Origin of the sequence: Flavitalea sp. (assembly GCF_035489435.1) — a bacterium.
GTDB lineage: Bacteria > Bacteroidota > Bacteroidia > Chitinophagales > Chitinophagaceae > DATHKG01.
In genome coordinates this window covers 157,318-175,582 of record NZ_DATHKG010000020.1, presented here as the reverse complement: position 1 = coordinate 175,582, position 18,265 = coordinate 157,318, and the positions used below count along the sequence as shown (strand labels likewise).

Here is an 18,265-nt window from a genome sequence, read left to right as displayed (position 1 = left end):
AAAAGAAAATTATTATCAGGCTTTACAGAATTTGCATTTCTCTGGCGAATTGCAATTACATCACAACTCCGGAAATCAAATCAAATCGTATCTTGAAATGTTTTCTATATTTGGGTCGTTTCGAAGCCAACAAAGTTAAACAGAACAGATCTCATAATGAAACGAAGAAGCGTCCATCGTCGTGGTTTTATAAAACAGGGAAGTTTGACTACCGCTGCATTTCTTTCACTACAAATTCCTTCCTGGGCAAAGAATTTCTCAGACAATCCGGATGCTTCAGACTTTCCCCTACATAACATTCCGGCAATTAAAAATATAGATCCGCATTGGGTTAAATCTTTATATAAAAAAGGAACTCCAACAACATACTTAAAAAGCAGAAACGAACTAAAGTATATAGGAATGCCTGTAGGCGGGTTACATTGCGGAACACTTTACCTTGGCGGTGATGGACGACTATGGCTATGGGGTATCTATAATGATGAACGGGAAGGCGTTGATCCAAAAACTGTCTTGTGGAACGACGGAAATACTGAAAGGAAAATAAAATCGCGCGACGGCGCAAATTATATAGAGCCAACAATTGCAGGGAATAAAAGAGTGCTGGAGCAAGGGTTTGCCTTGAAGTTAGAGTTTAACGACAAAACCATAATAAAAGAACTTAAAGAAGAAGATTGGGATGAAATAAGTTTTACAGCAACCTATCCCGTTGCAACAGTTACCTATACAAGCAAAGACTTACCGGTTACAATAGTTTTAAAGGCCGGTGCATTTTTTATTCCCCTGAATGCTGAAGACTCGGCTTTACCAGCTAGTTTTTTTAATATTACTATACACAACACTTCATCACAAAATATCAAAGCTTCATTGATAGGATGGCAGGAAAACGGAGCAAAGAAAATAACCGGCAAAACCGGGGAAGGATTAAGACAAAACACTGTGATTCATGGTGGTGGTTATAATGGTGTGTTTTGTAAATATAAAACGAGTATTGAGCCAGCGCCCAACGATCCTGATTCGGGAACCATGTGCCTTGGATTGATGAATCAAGCCTGCACGATAAATACCTCAGTTAATCCCTTTCCTCTTAACAAAGAAACCTTTGAAGACATCAATGAACAACTGGCTGAAAAATCTCCTTCCGATAAATTGGTTGCTGGCATTACAAGTCATAGCATTATAAAACCTTCCCGTTCTTTTACCACAGACTATGTGTTGACCTGGCATTTTACTACAGCCAGTAATAAAATGAAAACATTGGTAGCTGATGCAAAGACCGGCTATTATTATGGAAAAAAGTTTAAAGATGCTTCAGAAGTCATGGGCTACATAGCTGGCAGGTTCCTGGTATTACAAGCCAATACATTCTTATGGCAACAAACCTGGTATAACTCAACATTACCAAATTGGTTTCTCGAACGCACTTTTGTAAATATCGGAACGGTTGCCACCGCAAACACTTACCGCTTTGAAACGGGACGATTTTGGGGATGGGAAGGAGTTGGAGCATGCGAAGGAACCTGTACCCATGTCTGGCAATATGCACAGGCGCTGGGAAGAATATTTCCATCACTGGAACGCGATACACGTGAGCGGGTGGATGCAGGCATAGCTATGCAACAAAACGGCGGCATCCTTTTCAGAGGCGAGAATGAAAAAAAACCGGCAATCGACGGCCAGGCAGGAACTATACTCAGATTTTATCGTGAACACCAGATGAGCACGGACAATACATTTTTACAAGACAACTGGGCATCAATAAAAAACGCGGTATTGTTTATGCTTGCCCAGGATAAGAATGGAGACGGTATGACTGATACACCCATGGAGAACACGCTGGATGCAGTTTGGGAAGGAGAAATATCGTGGATTGTAGGTCTTTGTATTGCTGCTGCAAAAGCCGCACAAAGGATGGCCGATGACATGCGCGATGAAGCATTTGCAGAAACATGCAAAGCTTATGTCACGAAAGGTTGTAAAAACATGGCCGACCATTTATTTAATGGTGAATACTTTATACACCGACCGGATACACAGCAAGGAAGGAAAAAACTGGGCTCTTATAATACCTGTCACATAGACCAGGTATATGGACAAAGCTGGGCTTTCCAGGTGGGCCTGGGTAGGCTGTGGGATAAGGATAAAACACGTTCTGCCTTAAGCTCTTTATGGAAATATAATTTTGCAACGGATGTGGGCCCTTATATAAAAACGCACGTGGGTGGGCGGCCCTATGCCGTGGAGGGTGAATCAGGCATGATTATGAACACTAACCCTCATAATGAACCCAAACCTTATGGCGAGGCTGTAACCTGGCAGTTGGGTTATTTTCATGAGTGCATGACTGGCTTTGAACACCAGGTAGCCGCGCATATGATGGCTGAAGGGATGACGGATGAAGCCCTGATATTAACAAGAGCAATTCATGACCGTTATCATGCTGCAAAACGCAACCCGTACAACGAGATAGAGTGCAGTGACCACTATGCCCGGGCTATGGCAAGTTATGGTACGTTTATCTCCGCCTGTGGTTTTGAATATCATGGACCGAAAGGTTTTATACGTTTCAATCCCGCCGTTTCGCCAGATGATTTCACAGCACCTTTTACAACGGCTGAAGGCTGGGGAACTTACAAACAGAAACAGACGCCGACATCGTTTTCTGTGACTTTTGACATAAAGTATGGAAACCTCAATATAAATGAGATTAGTTTTGTTATAAGCAATAACCGGAAAATATCAAAAGCGGAAGCCAGGTTAAACGGAACAATTGTAGCTTGTAAAATGGATCAAAGTGGCGAAGACATTTGTGTCATATTCAATAACACTGCAACTATTGCAGCCAATCAACTTTTATCTGTTATAGTCAAATAAAATTTTCCGTTTAGTTATTATTGTTTTGTTCATCTGAATGTAACTTCTCATGTCTTTCCGACGTTTCAATGCAAACCTGTCGTATGAATAAATCGCTCAGAAATCCGGGAGTGTTGACAACTTTCTTTATTTGCGCAATTAATCTTGCTTTTTCACAATCCACCCAGATGGATTTTCCTGGCAATGATAAATTGTACCCCATATCTGTAGCTGATTTTTCCGAAGCTCAACAATTCCAGCAACTTGAGCCATTTTTCGTAAACAAGCTTGTAGTCGCAGCAGGTGAAGCTACACATGGAACACATGAGTTTTTTGTATTGCGATCAGTTTTGTTTTCATACCTGGTTAAGAACCATGCTTTCAAAATGATCGCCGTTGAAGCAGACTTCGCTGATTGCCAATTAATAAACGATTATATCCGAACCGGCTTTGGCTGTGTCGATTCATCACTCAAATCTATCAAAGGTTCTTTCCTTCACAATTCAGAGTTCCGGAATTTAATTGAGTGGATGAGGCACTATAATGCATCTCTAAAAGATTCTGACAAGATTTCCTTACATGGAGTTGACATGCAGTATATAGGATCCCCGGTTGAAAGACTAAAGCTGTGCATTCAACAAAATGCGCAGGCATTATTGGAAACTTTGAATGCCAATATCGGGAAACGGGATCTTTCATCCCGTCGGTTGTTTTTCGCTCCCTTTTCGCCTGCCAGGGACTCAGTTATCAGAAGTCTTTTGCAGATGAATAGTGATTTACAAAAATGGTTTAAGGATAAGAAGGTTTTATTAATGACTACATTGGCGGCCGAAAATTATTTGGAGGTTGAAATTTGCTTAACCAACATAAATCAATCCATAAAATATTATACAGAATCAAGGACACTGCCTGACCAATATCGCGACAGCTGTATGGCAGAAAACGTCAAAAAACTTTCAGAAAATGGCAGGAACAAGATTTTCGTTTGGGCTCACAATGGTCATGTTGAAAAGAGTGCAAACGGTACCGGCCGGCACCTGAGATTAGGTGGCTATTTAGCCGGATATTATCGGGAGGAGTTTTATAACATAGGTTTTGTGTTTAACCAGGGAAGCTTCATAGCACGTAAAGGAGCAAACTCAACTGCTCATCTTATGGTAAGGCGCATGTTCAAAAAGTACAGTAGGTATCCGACCAGACAATTTTCATTACCACCTCTTGGCAAACGTTCTTTTCCCGGAATTATGGCAGCCGCCAAAATTCCAACCTTTTTCGTAGATCTAAAGACCTCAACATCACCGGTATTTTCAAAAGCGCTTCCCGCCTATCAACTGGGGGCAGTTTATATGAATAAGAATCAATCAGTTTTCCCCTTTCAGGCCAGGGAGAACTTCAACGCGATAATATTTGTTAACAAGACGACTGGGACCAATCCGCTGGAACAGTTATAGAGATCATAAAAAGTTGAGATTTAAACCCTGCATTACTCGCTCCAGGGGGAATGCAGAATAGCGTCGGGAAAATTTTTCCTTTGAAAATCTGGTATCATATAGGCACAAATATCAGCATTGATAGAGCCATAGGTTGTATCCGTTTTATGTTTATAACCTTCAAAAAAAGTAGGTATAATCTCTTTCTTGAAATCAGTGCGGGGAAACTGTTTTATAATTTCTTCACGGTGCTCTTTAGATAAATCCTGGTAACCTTTGCCTACTACATCGAGTGCCACCCCATAATTCAATAGCGCCACTTCAGCTTCTTTATGCGGTGCAATTGCGGGCATTGTATGCAGGGCGATTGTGTCCCAAACCAACTGAAGTACAGGTTGTGTTAATCCATGGCTCCTGAGGAAATCACGTGCGGCATTGGCGCCGTCCACTTCAAATGCTTTATCCGGACTGCTGTAATGCGGACAAAGTCCCAGGTCATGAAAAACTGAACTAACATATAGCAACTCAGGATCGTAAGGGATTTTTTCCTGCGTTCCATTCAACGAAGCGAAACAAAACGATCTTAATGAATGATTATAAAGAAATACTGAACCATGTTCGAGCAATAATTCCGTAGCCTGTCGGGCTATCGTACTGTCGGGTATTTTAATACCCGCAACAACTTTGGGTTTATTTATTTTCATAATACTCATTTTAAAGTGAAACCGTTTTTGTGGAGATGCCTACCCTGTTGAGAAAATTAATATGGCATATACAGACAACAATATCGGCTATCTCCAGGTTACTAAAATTAGCTTTGAGCTTCTCATAGGTTTCATCGGCGACGCCCTGAAGGGAAATATGTGTTATTTCCTCTGCTATCTGAAGGACGCTTTTTTCGATGTCGGTAAACAAAGGACTTTCGTGCCAGGCAGTCAGCGCAAATATTCTTCGCGGCGATTCTCCCTGCTGCAGAGCTTCCTGGGTATGATAGTCAATACAATAAACACATTTATTGATCTGTGAAACCCGGATTTTAATGATCTCCATCAGGGCCCTGGGTACGGAGGAAGCACCCAGGCGTTTGTCTATCCCTACAATATGATTCCAGTACAGTGGTTCTTCCTGCCAGATGTCTAAGCGATGTCTGATAACCTTAAGCATATTTTACATTTTTGATTTGAAGAACAAAGTTCCCGGACAAAAATGCCTTTCTTCTTAAACTGGTTTAAGAAAGATGTTTTTTTCGAATTTCGCTTAGATATTCAGGGGTAAAACCCAGGAAAGAAGCCAGGAGATATTGAGGAACACGTTGTATAAAGTCTGAAAAATCCTGGCTAAACTGACGATATAACTCTTCTTTGGAATGCTCATATAACATCCTCAACCTCATCTGCGAGGCGGCATAAGCTCTTTGAAAAACAAAATGGAAATATTCGTTCAATTCAGGGACTTTGTCGAGCAGTTCCTGCTGGTGGCTTTTAGTAATGCAAAGCACTGCCGTTGTTTCAATAGCACGAATAGAAAACTGCGCATCCGAGCGTTGTTGGAAAGCCATAAAATCTGATGCCCACCAATTTTCTATCGCAAAGTCAATCACTTGTTCCGTTCCATTTTGCCGCAAGTAATAAATGTATACACACCCTTTGACGATGAAGAATTTTTCATTACACCGGTCACCCTCTTTTAACAACATTTGCTTTTTTTGATATGTCCTGTACTCAAAAAAAGGCTCCATTAAACTTAATTTATCCTGCTCTATAGGGCAGAATTTTCTGATATGCGTTATAAGTTCTTGTATTACCAGCTTAAAGTTATTTTACCTGCAAAGTTAAGTCATAAGAATAATTATATTCCGATAGATATTAGCGGGAATAAAAGAAAATAATATCGGAATCAGGCTGATTTCTATGAATGGATCTTCAGTAATGACTCAAATTGCCTCAAAGAGCGGGAAGGTATCAGCTTTCGAATGCGGTAAAAAATTCTTTATATTCGATATAAACCTGTTCCCATAAAACTTTACGTTATGCAAAAGATTCTTGTTTACACAATAATTGTTCTTGTGTCATTGTTCACTGGTTGCGCCGGCACCACCGACCAGCCATTGTCCTCTCCACAAGACGCACAGGTGCTACTCGATGCCTTACCTGACGATGCGGCAATTGATTCCACCGCAGTTTTAACCTCCCTTGGAAAGAAGAACTTACTTCGAATAAAAAGCAATCTGAAGACACTGGCAGCCACAACTTCAAAACAAAACAAGGATTCCAAATCCGGACTGACTTTATCGAAAGTTCAAAAGGAGGTGATCGTATTCGCGCGTGATAGACACAAAGATGAATGGGATCAGGACATAGTTGTCGGTGGTAATGAGTCTTGTTCCCGCAGTTGTCTTTCCAGCTATAATAACGGGTTAAATGAATGTAACCGACTTAGTGGATTATCAGGAGCCACCTGCTCAGCAAACAATCTCACAATCTATCTTCTTTGCTTACGTAATTGTTCAGGTACTTTACCGCAGTAAAATGCTGAGATGAATCGATGCAAACAACGAATGATCCCGGTTTTCTAATCATGAATTAACTAAACCTGACCTCCTGTGATCAAAAATTATTTCCGGCTCGGATGGCGTGCGCTATTTAAAAGCAAACTTATCAGTGCCATCAATATATTTGGCTTAGCTACTGGCCTTACTTCTGCAATCCTGATGATTATCTGGGTTGAGAACGAACTCAGTTTTGATACCCACTACAAAGATTATGAAAGGACCTACATGCTGATGGCTATCAAGTCGCCAATTGATGGTGAAACTATTACTTCTAACCGCCAACCATATATTCTTGGAAAGATTGCCGCAGATGAAACACCTGGAATTAAGTCTCTCACAAGGTTGTACGCAGTTAATTCAAACAAAGTTATGAAGGTGGGCAATCATTCGTTCTATGAAGAAAAGGCCGCTTATATTGACGAACAGTGGTTTAATATTTTTGACCAGGAGATTTCATCGGGTGATTTAAAAAGTTTTTTTAGTAATCCTTTCAGTGTTGTTCTTACAAAGAACCGTGCAAAAGATTTGTTTGGAAACACTGACCCGGTGGGAAAAATCATTTCAATTGATTCAAATCAATACATGGTGCGAGCGGTTGTTGAAAATAACAAATCGAATGCTACTTTCCAATATGATATGTTCCTTCCAGTACAGGCAGCATTAACCGATCCTGTAATCAAAAAAGCAAGTGTCAGTTGGAATAGTTCTTCATATTTCACCTTTGTTAAATTGGATCAGGAGGCTGATACCTCAAAGGTTGCTTCTGCAATATATACAATCTGTAAACGTCATTGGGATAACAAGAATTTCGAAGCTGACCGCATATCATTATTGCCAATTAATGAACTGCATTTTACTGAAGCAGGGGGAGCAAGAGATTTACCTCACGGAAATAAACAAATTGTACTCATATTTGGAATCCTTGCGGCTATGATTTTGTTTTCTGCCTGTATCAATTATGTGAATCTTACCACCGCGCGAGCGGCACAAAGGTCAAAGGAAGTAGGTATCCGCAAACTGATCGGCGCAAGGAAGCACCAGATTTTTGTCCAGTTTCTTATTGAATCAATCCTGACAACAGTTATCGCGATAGCTATTGCTTTGCTTGTTGTTCAACTTGTTCTTCCTGTCTTTAATAACCTCACCGAAAAACAGTTTTCACTTCCACTCTTGCAGGGAAAGTTCTGGTTCATTATCAGTATCACGGCAATGCTGGTTGTGCTACTGAATGGAATATATCCTGCCTTGTTGTTGTCTTCTTTTAAACCTGTAAATGTTTTAAAAGGAACAGCTTTATTCAGGATTAAAGATGGTTTTCTCCGAGAAGGGTTGGTGGTTGTTCAGTTCAGCTTTTCAATTGCATTGGTTGCCGGCATTATAATACTTTCAAAGCAATTAGAGTTTATCAATGAACGCGATGGTGGATTTAACAGGTCGCTTGTGTTTCAAATGCCAATGCCAATTGCGGCATTTGAAAATATGGACTTGACGAAACAGGAATCAACAATGAACCAGATGCGTGAATCCATTGCGGAAGACGCAGCTGTAACAGCAGCTTCAGTTGCGACTCCCGGCATAGGCAACACGGAAGTGTTTTTTACAGGTGCCGTGAATTGGCCGGGAAAGTTGGAATCACTGGACCCGCTTGTTTCTCCGTTTTGGGCCGACGATAATTTTTTCCGGCTTTTTGATCTGAGACTGGCAGAAGGGAGATGGTTAAAAAACGACCAGGGTGATGCAAAAAATGTGGTGATTAACGAATCAGCAGTAAAAGAATTTGGATTTAAAAAACCAGTAGCTGGACAACAGTTTGTATATCTGGGCGATACGGGTGTTATCGTCGGGGTAGTTAAGGATGTTCAATATAAAAGCATGCATGAAAAAATTGGAGCACAGGTTTTTAAACAAAATAACAACGCCGGGACGTTCAACCTCTATGTAAAACCAGGTCTGGGTCAAACAACACGTGCGCTTGCTGCGGCAAAAAGAATCTGGAATCAGAATCTGCCGTCTTATCCATTCATTTACAGTTTTGTAGAGGATGATTATGCGGCTATGTATGCTGCTGAAACAAAATCCGCAAAACTGGTCACTATATTTGGTTTACTGGCTGTATCCATTTCGTGTCTTGGTCTTTTGGGACTTGTTACTTTTTCTACCGGGGCACGTTCAAAGGAAATCAGCATCCGAAAAATGCTGGGTGCAAACGCCTTGAATATCCTGAATCTGCTGTCAAAAGATTTCATGAAACTCGTAGTGATTGCCGCGCTAATTGCAATACCTGTTGCGTATTATTTCGGCAGCAAATGGCTGGAAAACTTTGCTTACAAAATTGATCTTAGCTGGGGAATCTTCGGACTTGCCGGGCTTGCCGCTTTATTTATTGCTTTTGCTACGATTAGCGTACATGTCATTAAGGCGGCTGTTGCAAATCCGGTGAAAACTATGAGGAATGAGTAGAATGGCAGTTGGTTAGCCTTGCCTTAAATTCAACACTGCTTTTAAATTATTCATTTCGCAAAGATTTAACCGGGTTGGATAATGCAGCTTTTAAAGATTGAACACTGATCGTTGCCAGGCTTATCACAAGAATTCCAGCAATCGTAACTACAAAAACAACAGGCGATATCGGTGACCTGTAAGCGAAGTTGTTAAGCCAGGCACTCATGCTTAAATAAACAAGTGGCAATGCAATAATAGCAGCAATAACGATCAACAGTAAAAATCCCTTTGAAAGCAGGAAAACTATGCCACTCACGGAGGCCCCCACCACCTTGCGGATACCAATTTCTTTTTGCCTTTTCTGGGCAGTAAAAGCAGACAGCCCAAACAAACCAAGGCAGGAAATTAGAACCGCCAGACAGGTAAAGTATTTCGCCAGTATGGCCACCTTGCTCTCCTGCCTGTACATTGCCTGGTATTCATCATCCAGGAAACTATAATCGAAAGGCAGGCCCTTGCTGAACTTTTCGAATTTAACACGGATCTCGTGCAGGGTCCTGGCTTCTGTTCCTGGCTGTATTTTGGCAATCACATTTGGCATCACAGGATATACCTGGAAGAAACTTGGTTTTACTTTTTGGTATAGAGATTCGAAATGAAAGTCTTCGGCAATACCAACTATAGTTCGCTCCTGGTCCCAGAACCTGACCACCTTCCCTATCGGATCCTTGAGACCCATGGCGCGGATAGCAGACTCATTAAAGACGATTTCTTTTGAAGGTGACATAAACCCCGTTTTACTCGCAATCATATGCCTTCCCTCTTTTAGCCGGATGCCAACCGTTTGGGGGAAGTTTTCGCCGACTTCAAGGTTTATAAAGTCAATATTTGTCCCAGGCTCTTTCCCGGGCCAGTTGAAATCGCCAATCGTGCCGTGTCCGCCTGTAAGGTTATGATAATAACTGGAGACATTCAAAACTCCGGGGATGGATTTTAATTCATTGATAAATGCAGCTGCTGACCCCAATTCTGCTGAATCCATACCCATCGGGATCTCAAACCTCAGAATATTTTTTCTGTCATAGCCAATATTTTTGTTCTGAATATATTGCACCTGGCGATAGATGATCAACACGGAAGCAATCGCAAATATCGATAGGCTGAATTGGAAAATAACAAGACCCTTACGCGTCCAAAGTTCGGCAACAGAACTTCTTATAGGTCCTTTGAGGATAGTCACAGGCTTAAAACCTGAAATATAAAAAGCGGGATAACTACCAGAAAACACACCGGTAAACAAGGTGATAGCCGATGCTGCCAACACCAGTTCATAAGTGAATTGTATTGACAATAATTTGCCGGTGATACTGTTGAACGCTGGCAGGATCAACGCAGCAAGCCCGAGGGCAATAAGCATCGCAATAATGCTCATGATGCAGGACTCTGTAAGCATCTGAACTACCAGGCGGGAGCGGGAAGCACCCATTGTTTTTTGAATGCCAACTTCCTTGATACGACGAGCCGCCCGTGCAGTTGACAGGTTCATAAAATTAATACAGGCAATCAATAATATAAAAATGCCAATGCCAGTAAATAATCTCACATAATTAATTCTTCCTCCCAATAATTTACCATCCACATACTGGTCATACAAATATTGTTCGGAGAATTTCCGGATAAACAACTCATTTTTTGAATTTTTATCTTTGGTGTTCAGAAATTTTTTAAGTCCCGCATCCAGTCGGGCCTTATTGGCATCATCCTTTAGCAACACATAAGTATGCGGGTCACTGTTTCCCCAGGCAAGCATGGCCGGGCGTTTTGCTACAAAAAGATCAAAATTCAGCAGCAAATCATATTGTTCGGTCGCATTAGCCGGTAAACTTTTAAATACAGCAACCACTTCATAAGTGCCTTCGAATTCATTATGAACCCAACTGATCGTTTGGCCAACCGGGCTCTGCCTGTTGAATAATTTAGATGCAAGTTTATCTGAGATGGCAATTTTCATTTCACCCTCGAAAAGCCTGAGCGCATCACCTTTAATCACAGGGCAGGTGAACACATTGAAAAACTCCCGGCTCACAAACTGTGGCTTTGCTTTGAACCTCGATATAGCATTAGTGATAATTCCTTCTGACCCAAACCAGGAAGAGGGCACTACCGATACCGCATCAGTAACATCCGGCATCTCTTTCACCATGGCTGCGGCCAGCAGTCCTGGTGTATATTCAATCGTTTCAATACCATTGCTGCTTTGCATATTCTGCATCACCTGGTACAGGTGTTTGTCCTTCTCGTTGTATTTATTCATTCGCAGTTCGTCCTGGATCCAGAGCCAGATGAGCAGCGCAGATGAAATTCCGATAGCCAGTCCTAACAGGTTGATTATGGCAAATTGCCGGTCTCTCAAAAAATTTCGCCAGGCAATCTTCCAATAATTTAAAAGCATACCAATAAATTGAGTGATACGTCTGACGACCAATTGAAGTGCCAATGATTTAAACTCCTGATCCCGTTGGGCTTGAATAAATTTATCGGATTCAGGATTGTCCGTTTCCGAACAGGCAGTGTTCCATAACGATCAAATATTGTTCTTCTTTTGGAACCCGATTGAGGCCCGAATTGGAGGCCGAAATAAAGATACCTGATACAAATAACTTATAACTTTACCTACATGGATACCAAAGGTCTTCTATTTATACCTGACATCAGTGGCTTCACCCGATTTGTCACAGAATCAGAAATCAATCACAGCCGCCTGATCATCCAGGAGTTGCTGGAATTGCTGATTAATGCAAATCAAATAGGACTTGAAGTTTCCGAAATAGAAGGCGATGCGATCCTATTTTATAAGTTTGGGGAAGTTCCGAAACTCGAAGCAATATATCAGCAGGTAAAAGAGATGTTTTGTGAATTTCATAAAAACCTGATAGCCTATGACCAAAGAAAATATTGCCAATGCAAAGCGTGCAGCTCCGCCGCAGATCTTTCCTTAAAAGTAATTACCCATTACGGAGAATTTACGGAATACAATGTCAGGAATTTCAGCAAGTTGATTGGCAAAGATGTAATAGTTGCCCACCAGTTATTGAAGAATGACATTGAGCAGCACGAATACTGGTTGGTTACCAAGGATCTTTTGCATGATCAGTCACCTAAAGATTTTACAACGTGGATGATATGGGATGACAGTGTAAAAAAAACTGAAACTGGTGAAATACACTTTCATTACACACAACTTAGCCAATTAAAAAAAGGAATAGCAGATGCGCCTTTACCGCGTATAAACCTTTCGGGGAAAAAGAAAATATACTCGGCCTCCAGGGAATACGAAACGGATATCATTACACTATTTCATGCTACCGGTTCTTTTGAGTGTCGCCATCGTTGGTGGGAGGGTGTAAAGAAAGTAGAAGTGTTGAATCATTTTTTACCACGCATAGGCATGCGGAGCCGGTGGACTTTGGAAAACGGGGAAACCGCTTTCTATTCAAGTAGCTATTCCTATACCGACACAAAGATTGAGTTTAGCGAGACCGATGAAAAAAGCAACCAAATAACTTACTATACCCTCATTTATAAAGAACCTAATAAAACTGAACTTACCATTGATATTTACCAAACAGGGAATTGGATAACAAAATTACTGAATGATTTTTCCGGTCGTCAAAAAATGGGTTCAAGACTTCAAAAGTCATTAGAAAATCTCGTTCCGCTGTTACAGGAAATGGATATTTAATCAGGATGAATAATCATTTATGGCCACCTACCTATACCAGGACAATTTAGAATCAAAAAGATTAAAAACCAGGTTCCTGACTACGGAGGATATCATAACCTGGGCCGACTTTTTTAACGATAAAGAAGCAGTCGAATACATGTCAACGTTTCTCCTGAGTTCAAACGAAGAGACTGCCAAACACTGGATCGGGAAACAGATGACACGATATAAAGAAAATCGTTTTGGACTTCAGGCCCTGATAGATAAAAGGACTAATGAATTTGTGGGACAATGCGGACTTTTAAAACAAGAAGTTGACGGGCAAAATGAAACTGAAGTGGGATATCACATGTTCAAAAAATACTGGGGACAGGGCTTTGCGCCAGAAGCAGCAAAACTATTTATTGAATACGCCTTTGCAAACGACCTGGCTGATTCAGTTATTTCAATAATAGACATCCGAAATATCAGGTCGCAGATTGTTGCAGACAAGAATGGACTTCAAAGAGAAAAACAAACCAGGTGGTCGGACATGGATGTATATATCTACAGAATAAGAAAGTGAATTTGACCAAGGATTAATTATACCGTTCAAATTGATGGTAAGATTCCAATAAACACTATGCATAGCCGTTAGTCCATGAATTGTTCCCCCACCCCATTTGCGCCAGCCAGCGGCGAAAAAACTATTCTCAACAATGCATTGATCAAACAAATTTGACTGACTAAAATGTATGTGATGATCGCTTCCACCCCCGCTGGTCTTTTCATACCTGCCCATCAATTCCTGTCCAATCAAACACAAAAGCTTTATTACAGCAAAGCTGACATTTCCCTGCTCTTTCCCGGCGCCCCCTAATACCGCCAAATTTTGATTATTGCCAAAATTTTGATTAATTTTGTTGTATAACTAAGTGTGTATGAAGGCATCAATGGGTTCCCGGGTTAGAGAAGCGTTGTCAACCACAAAAACCGCAAAGGTTTTGACAGCCGCTATTATTGCCAATAACCGTTACAATAACGATGTTATAAGGGTAAACGGCGCCCTCCCAAATGGAGAAATGCTGGTCCTTAAGCGCATAAGTCTCAAAGATAGATGAGTCTTGCTGTTGGCTTTCTTATAATTTTTCTCCTCGCCGTTCCAGGTATCGTTTTTCGCGTTACTTATCTTTCAAGCCCTTATTCCAAAAGGAATATCAATACCACTACTTTAGAAGAGATTTACAGTTCGCTGATCCCGGCTTTCATATTTCATTCTGTGTCCGTACTGCTGCTCGCCGGTTTAGGTTATAAAATCGATTTCCAGTTCATTTTCAACCTCCTTATAGCAAACAACTCGGCCAAAGATATCAACAAGCTGAACGATTATCTTTTTTCATTCCTGGTGTACATGTTCATCAACACAGTAATAAACTTCCTCGCTGCATTACTGTTGCGAAAGCTGGTGCTGCGCTATAATCTTTACAAAAAATATCCCGTCCTAGCCATTTATAATAAATGGTATGATATACTAAAGCCAAAAAGTAAAGTGGCTGAACCCATTTCTGTATGGCTGGATGTATTGTTAGAAACCAGGAATGACACTTTGATATATAGAGGTTTTCTTACGGATTTCTGGCTGGATAAAGATGGAGGTATTAAAGAACTTCATATGGAAGATGTGAGACGAAGAGTTTTATCAAGGGATGAGAAGGCGGAAGGAGCGGATTTTTATCAGACACCAACTACGGCGGCGGTCAATCCACCTGGTGATACAACGCAACCGCCAGCTTCTGAAACAATGGTTTTTGAGTCTGGGATAACGGAAGAAATCGATGAACGTTATTATCACATCCCCGGAGAAATATTTATCATCAAATACGCCGATGTAAAAAACATGAACATCACTTACTACTCAGAAGTATAGACTTACTATTCAGAAATATAGACTTCCATTCAGAAATATAGACTTCCAATCAAAACTATAAATTTCTATTCAGAATTATAATATCAGAAAGACATCATAACGAAATAGGCTGAAGCATCGTTTTTTCCCAATCACTGTATTTTTTTCTGAGCTCCCGGTACTTAGCGGGCTCTTTGGTTTTCAGGTCATTTTTTTCACCCGGATCGCTGCTCAGGTCAAACAAATATTCAGTATCCCCGTCCATTATATATTTCCATTTGCTGTCAAGCACCGCATGTTGTTTTACTCGCTGTGTTAATCTCCAGTAAAATGTGCGGGGAAGGTTCTTCTTGTTATTCAACAGGAAAGGCACCAGGTTAATGCCATCCAGTGGAAAAGCCAAATCAGTTTTTGCACCCGTTATCGCAAGGATCGTTGCAGACCAGTCCATGGTAATTACAGGCTGTACTGACACAACATTTGGTTTCACTTTCCCGGGCCAGGTCACAAATGCCGGCACCCTGACTCCCCCTTCCCAAACATTCATTTTGCTCCTGGCAAAAGGACCCATGTCTGAAAATTTTTCCCCGCCATTATCACTGGTAAATATCACGACGGTGTTTTTATCAAGACCTTTTTGTTTTAATAATTGAATGATCATACCTACCTGGTCATCAAGACTTTTCACCATAGCTGCATAAACGGACGGGGATCCGTTCGAAGCAAGCCCCCTTGCGGACCTGAACAATGAATCAGGTAATTCTTTATCCCCCGGGGCCTGCCAGGGCCAATGCGGTGCTGTAAACTGCAGACTAAGAAAAAAAGGTTTTGAGTGATTGCGGCTAAGAAATTCAATAGCCTTTTTACCAATGAGTTCAGTGAGATAACCGTTGGTAATTATAGACGTTTCATTTTCATATAGATCCGGCATACCACCGTCGCCTTTGTGGGAAACGTAATCTGCCGCACCTGATTTGATGCCATAAAAATAGTTGAAACCATGTTTTCGGGGAGCGAAGCCAGTATCCGTTCCCAGATGCCATTTCCCGATCAGGGCGGTTTCATACCCGGCATTTTTTACCGCTCTCGCTACCGAAAATATAGTTGGAGACAGACCGATACGGAAGTCACGGTTTGAGCTGGTCCAGGGTTCCAGCAGTCCAATATCAATCCGAGCGGGATAACGGCCTGTCATAAACGCGGCCCTTGTAGGGGTACACACAGGTGCAGCAGCATAAGCATTCATAAACTTCATACCTCCCGCAGCAAGTTTATCAAGGTTTGGTGTCTCGTAATCCTTGCGGCCATAACTACTTAGGTCAGCATATCCCATATCATCAACCATCAGGTAGATCACGTTTACCTTTTGAGCTGATATAATGAATGATCCTGTCAAAAGCACTATTAACAATCCAATTTTGCGCAGCGACAATAATAGATCAGTATTTTGATAACGCATTTTGTATTGACTGGCAGCTTTAAATTACTGTCCTCTAAGTTATTTGGTTTACCTTTTTGAAGCGCAATTATTTTAAACCTTCTTATAAATAACACTCCAATGAATTATCGGATTCTATTCATCGCTTCGATGTTAACTTGTAACCTTTCCTATTCCCAGGACAACACCAACCTCGAAAAAACCATAAGAATGCTTGAACAAAAAGTTATCCAGGGAATACTGGATAATGATACGCTCGAATTGAAAAAACTGTGGGCGCCGGAGTTTATGGTGAACACACCCAGGAATAACGTTGCTCCCAACCGTGATTCCGTATTTAAGATCCAGCTGGCAGGTATGATCGATTATAAATCATTCGAAAGAAAAATCGAGCAAATCCAATTCCAGGATAACATAGTTATAACTATGGGGTCTGAAGTATATGTTCCTAAAAACGATCTGTCCGGAGCAAAGGCCGGCCAGACCGTTAATAGAAGGTTCACTAACATTTGGAAGAATAATAATGGCAACTGGCAACAGATTGCCAGGCATGCGTCTGTAATTTGTAAATAATGGCTGGCCTTTAGAATACATGCTTTAGGCGAACCTGATAGTCTGGACGAATTTTACTTAAACGGCCTTGTAAAAATCCATCACGGATTGCATGTTGTCTTTCAGCAAGCCCGAAGCTTCATCAAAAAAATTATCTTTTATCTTTTTTGAAGCCTTATTGTCAGATGATTTTTTGATCAGCCCACGGATTGGTTCCAGGCCATCAAAGAATGGTGCAACTTTTTTTTCAAGTACTGGTGATTCTGCTTCTATTGTTTGGAGAAGGGTTTCATATTCATCTAAAATACTGTAAATCTCTTTTACATTGTCCGGACTATGCCTTCTGGGTACACGGTCAAACAATTCATTAAGTGCGGTAATTGTTGTGTTCATACTTTTTTTCCAATTAAACCTGTGAAAAATCTGCCGGGGCAACAAAAGTCCTTGTTATCGTAGAAACCGTATCCTTATACTCGGGCAGATCTTTCAATTTGACCCATTGCGGATCACTGGAAAACGCCTTCCAGTTTTTATCATGCTCAGGCATATCGTCGAAGGCAATCATATAGGTAAGATTCGGAATCTTCTCCCCGATAATTGTTTCGCCGAAAAACACGGGATCGAGTCCTACCCTTTTAAAAATTTCTATTTCCCCACCTTCATTAAACATATGAATCTTTTTGATCCCAGCCAGTTCACTATGGCTTTCGTAGCGACGTAACTCAAGCAAACGTGGTTTCTTTTCCGGCACCATTAACTGCGGCATATTTGTGAATGACTTAAGCAATGAACTCTGGATACGTGAATAGGCCGGGGTTTTAACTTCTGCATTCAGATAAGCCGCAGCCGCGGCCTGGTAAGCTTTGTCTTTTACCAATGCATCGCGCATGCCGGTAAATGCATCAAAGGAACTAAATGGGATTAGCACAAAAAGCCTGGCTTGTCCCTTGGCTTCCAGCTCCCTGAATACTCCAACATTTTTTGATCCCAACCTGTTCAAAGCCGGGATGGCAGCCTTTTCATAATAATCTTCTACCAGTTTCTGTTGAGCATCACTTGCAAATGTGTACTCTCTCAATTCATAAAACTCCTGTTTTTTTCTTTTTTGTTTTTCACTGTCATCAGAGGCCAGAGCAAAGCCTGGTGTAAGACCGGCCACTGTGGCGGTTAACATAGAAGATCTTAAAAAATTTCGTCTTTGCATATTCTTTTTTGTATTGCGTAAGATAACAAATTCTATTTCGTTGATACCTGATCCGATTATAATACTCCAGGTTTTAGTTTTTTCATCAACCTTTCTTTGCACCGCTACCATCTATCATCAGGTTTTCCGTCCCTGCATGTGGCTATCCATCTCTGCATCAATATTTCCAACCACTCACTCATCACT

The 18,265-nt window shown here is 41.1% G+C and carries 16 protein-coding genes; 9 read left to right on the top strand and 7 right to left on the bottom strand.

Going from position 1 to position 18,265, the window contains the following annotated elements; translation table 11 throughout:
- The first annotated feature begins 156 nt into the window (after positions 1-156).
- Both VK664_RS03470 and VK664_RS03465 read left to right on the top strand, forming a co-directional pair.
- Positions 157-2,874, top strand: a complete 2,718-nt coding sequence (locus VK664_RS03470) for a GH116 family glycosyl hydrolase (protein WP_461397214.1) — start codon at positions 157-159, stop codon at positions 2,872-2,874.
- Between the two features lie 83 nt (positions 2,875-2,957).
- On the top strand, positions 2,958-4,304 hold the full coding sequence (locus VK664_RS03465) for an erythromycin esterase family protein (RefSeq protein ID WP_461397213.1): 1,347 nt from the start codon (positions 2,958-2,960) through the stop codon (positions 4,302-4,304).
- Positions 4,305-4,336: 32 nt separating this feature from the next.
- Here the strand turns inward: VK664_RS03465 and VK664_RS03460 are convergent, their stop codons facing one another.
- From VK664_RS03460 to VK664_RS03450, 3 genes are all read right to left on the bottom strand, one after another.
- On the bottom strand, positions 4,337-4,987 hold the full coding sequence (locus tag VK664_RS03460; RefSeq protein ID WP_461397212.1) for an HD domain-containing protein: 651 nt from the start codon (positions 4,985-4,987) through the stop codon (positions 4,337-4,339).
- Between the two features lie 10 nt (positions 4,988-4,997).
- Entirely contained in the window at positions 4,998-5,447 is a 450-nt protein-coding gene (locus VK664_RS03455) for a carboxymuconolactone decarboxylase family protein (RefSeq protein ID WP_461397211.1), read from the bottom strand.
- A 64-nt stretch (positions 5,448-5,511) separates the two neighbouring features.
- Positions 5,512-6,021: a Crp/Fnr family transcriptional regulator gene (locus tag VK664_RS03450; RefSeq protein WP_461397210.1), complete on the bottom strand. Its 510-nt coding sequence runs from the start codon at positions 6,019-6,021 to the stop codon at positions 5,512-5,514.
- Positions 6,022-6,312: 291 nt separating this feature from the next.
- On the opposite strand from VK664_RS03450, the gene VK664_RS03445 reads away from it, so the two are divergent.
- Both VK664_RS03445 and VK664_RS03440 read left to right on the top strand, forming a co-directional pair.
- Positions 6,313-6,810 (top strand): hypothetical protein, encoded by a 498-nt coding sequence (locus VK664_RS03445; RefSeq protein ID WP_461397209.1) that lies wholly within the window; start codon positions 6,313-6,315, stop codon positions 6,808-6,810.
- 75 nt (positions 6,811-6,885) lie between these two features.
- Positions 6,886-9,294, top strand: a complete 2,409-nt coding sequence (locus tag VK664_RS03440) for an ABC transporter permease (protein WP_461397208.1) — start codon at positions 6,886-6,888, stop codon at positions 9,292-9,294.
- Between the two features lie 46 nt (positions 9,295-9,340).
- Here the strand turns inward: VK664_RS03440 and VK664_RS03435 are convergent, their stop codons facing one another.
- Positions 9,341-11,728, bottom strand: coding sequence for an ABC transporter permease (locus VK664_RS03435; RefSeq protein ID WP_461397207.1), 2,388 nt, complete (start codon positions 11,726-11,728; stop codon positions 9,341-9,343).
- A gap of 225 nt (positions 11,729-11,953) precedes the next feature.
- On the opposite strand from VK664_RS03435, the gene VK664_RS03430 reads away from it, so the two are divergent.
- The 4 genes from VK664_RS03430 to VK664_RS03415 all read left to right on the top strand — a co-directional run bounded on the left by VK664_RS03430 (position 11,954) and on the right by VK664_RS03415 (position 14,906).
- The gene (locus VK664_RS03430; protein ID WP_461397206.1) at positions 11,954-13,018 is read left to right on the top strand and encodes a DUF2652 domain-containing protein; all 1,065 of its coding nucleotides are present in this window, start codon (positions 11,954-11,956) and stop codon (positions 13,016-13,018) included.
- Between the two features lie 19 nt (positions 13,019-13,037).
- Complete coding sequence (locus VK664_RS03425; protein ID WP_461397205.1) at positions 13,038-13,565, top strand: GNAT family N-acetyltransferase; 528 nt, start codon at positions 13,038-13,040, stop codon at positions 13,563-13,565.
- A gap of 355 nt (positions 13,566-13,920) precedes the next feature.
- Complete coding sequence (locus tag VK664_RS03420; RefSeq protein WP_461397204.1) at positions 13,921-14,100, top strand: hypothetical protein; 180 nt, start codon at positions 13,921-13,923, stop codon at positions 14,098-14,100.
- Entirely contained in the window at positions 14,097-14,906 is an 810-nt protein-coding gene (locus VK664_RS03415; RefSeq protein WP_461397203.1) for a hypothetical protein, read from the top strand. The genes VK664_RS03420 and VK664_RS03415 overlap by 4 nt, the downstream gene beginning before the upstream one ends.
- Before the next feature lie 94 nt (positions 14,907-15,000).
- On the opposite strand, the gene VK664_RS03410 is transcribed toward VK664_RS03415, so the two are convergent.
- The gene (locus VK664_RS03410) at positions 15,001-16,281 is read right to left on the bottom strand and encodes a sulfatase-like hydrolase/transferase (RefSeq protein ID WP_461397202.1); all 1,281 of its coding nucleotides are present in this window, start codon (positions 16,279-16,281) and stop codon (positions 15,001-15,003) included.
- Positions 16,282-16,443: 162 nt separating this feature from the next.
- Here VK664_RS03410 and VK664_RS03405 point away from each other — a divergent pair, with 162 nt between their 5' ends.
- Positions 16,444-16,896 (top strand): nuclear transport factor 2 family protein, encoded by a 453-nt coding sequence (locus VK664_RS03405; RefSeq protein WP_461397201.1) that lies wholly within the window; start codon positions 16,444-16,446, stop codon positions 16,894-16,896.
- 57 nt (positions 16,897-16,953) lie between these two features.
- Here VK664_RS03405 and VK664_RS03400 read toward each other — a convergent pair whose 3' ends face one another.
- On the bottom strand, positions 16,954-17,268 hold the full coding sequence (locus VK664_RS03400; protein ID WP_461397200.1) for a ribosomal RNA processing 1 family protein: 315 nt from the start codon (positions 17,266-17,268) through the stop codon (positions 16,954-16,956).
- Between the two features lie 13 nt (positions 17,269-17,281).
- Complete coding sequence (locus VK664_RS03395; RefSeq protein ID WP_461397199.1) at positions 17,282-18,190, bottom strand: NIPSNAP family protein; 909 nt, start codon at positions 18,188-18,190, stop codon at positions 17,282-17,284.
- Positions 18,191-18,265: the final 75 nt, after the last annotated feature.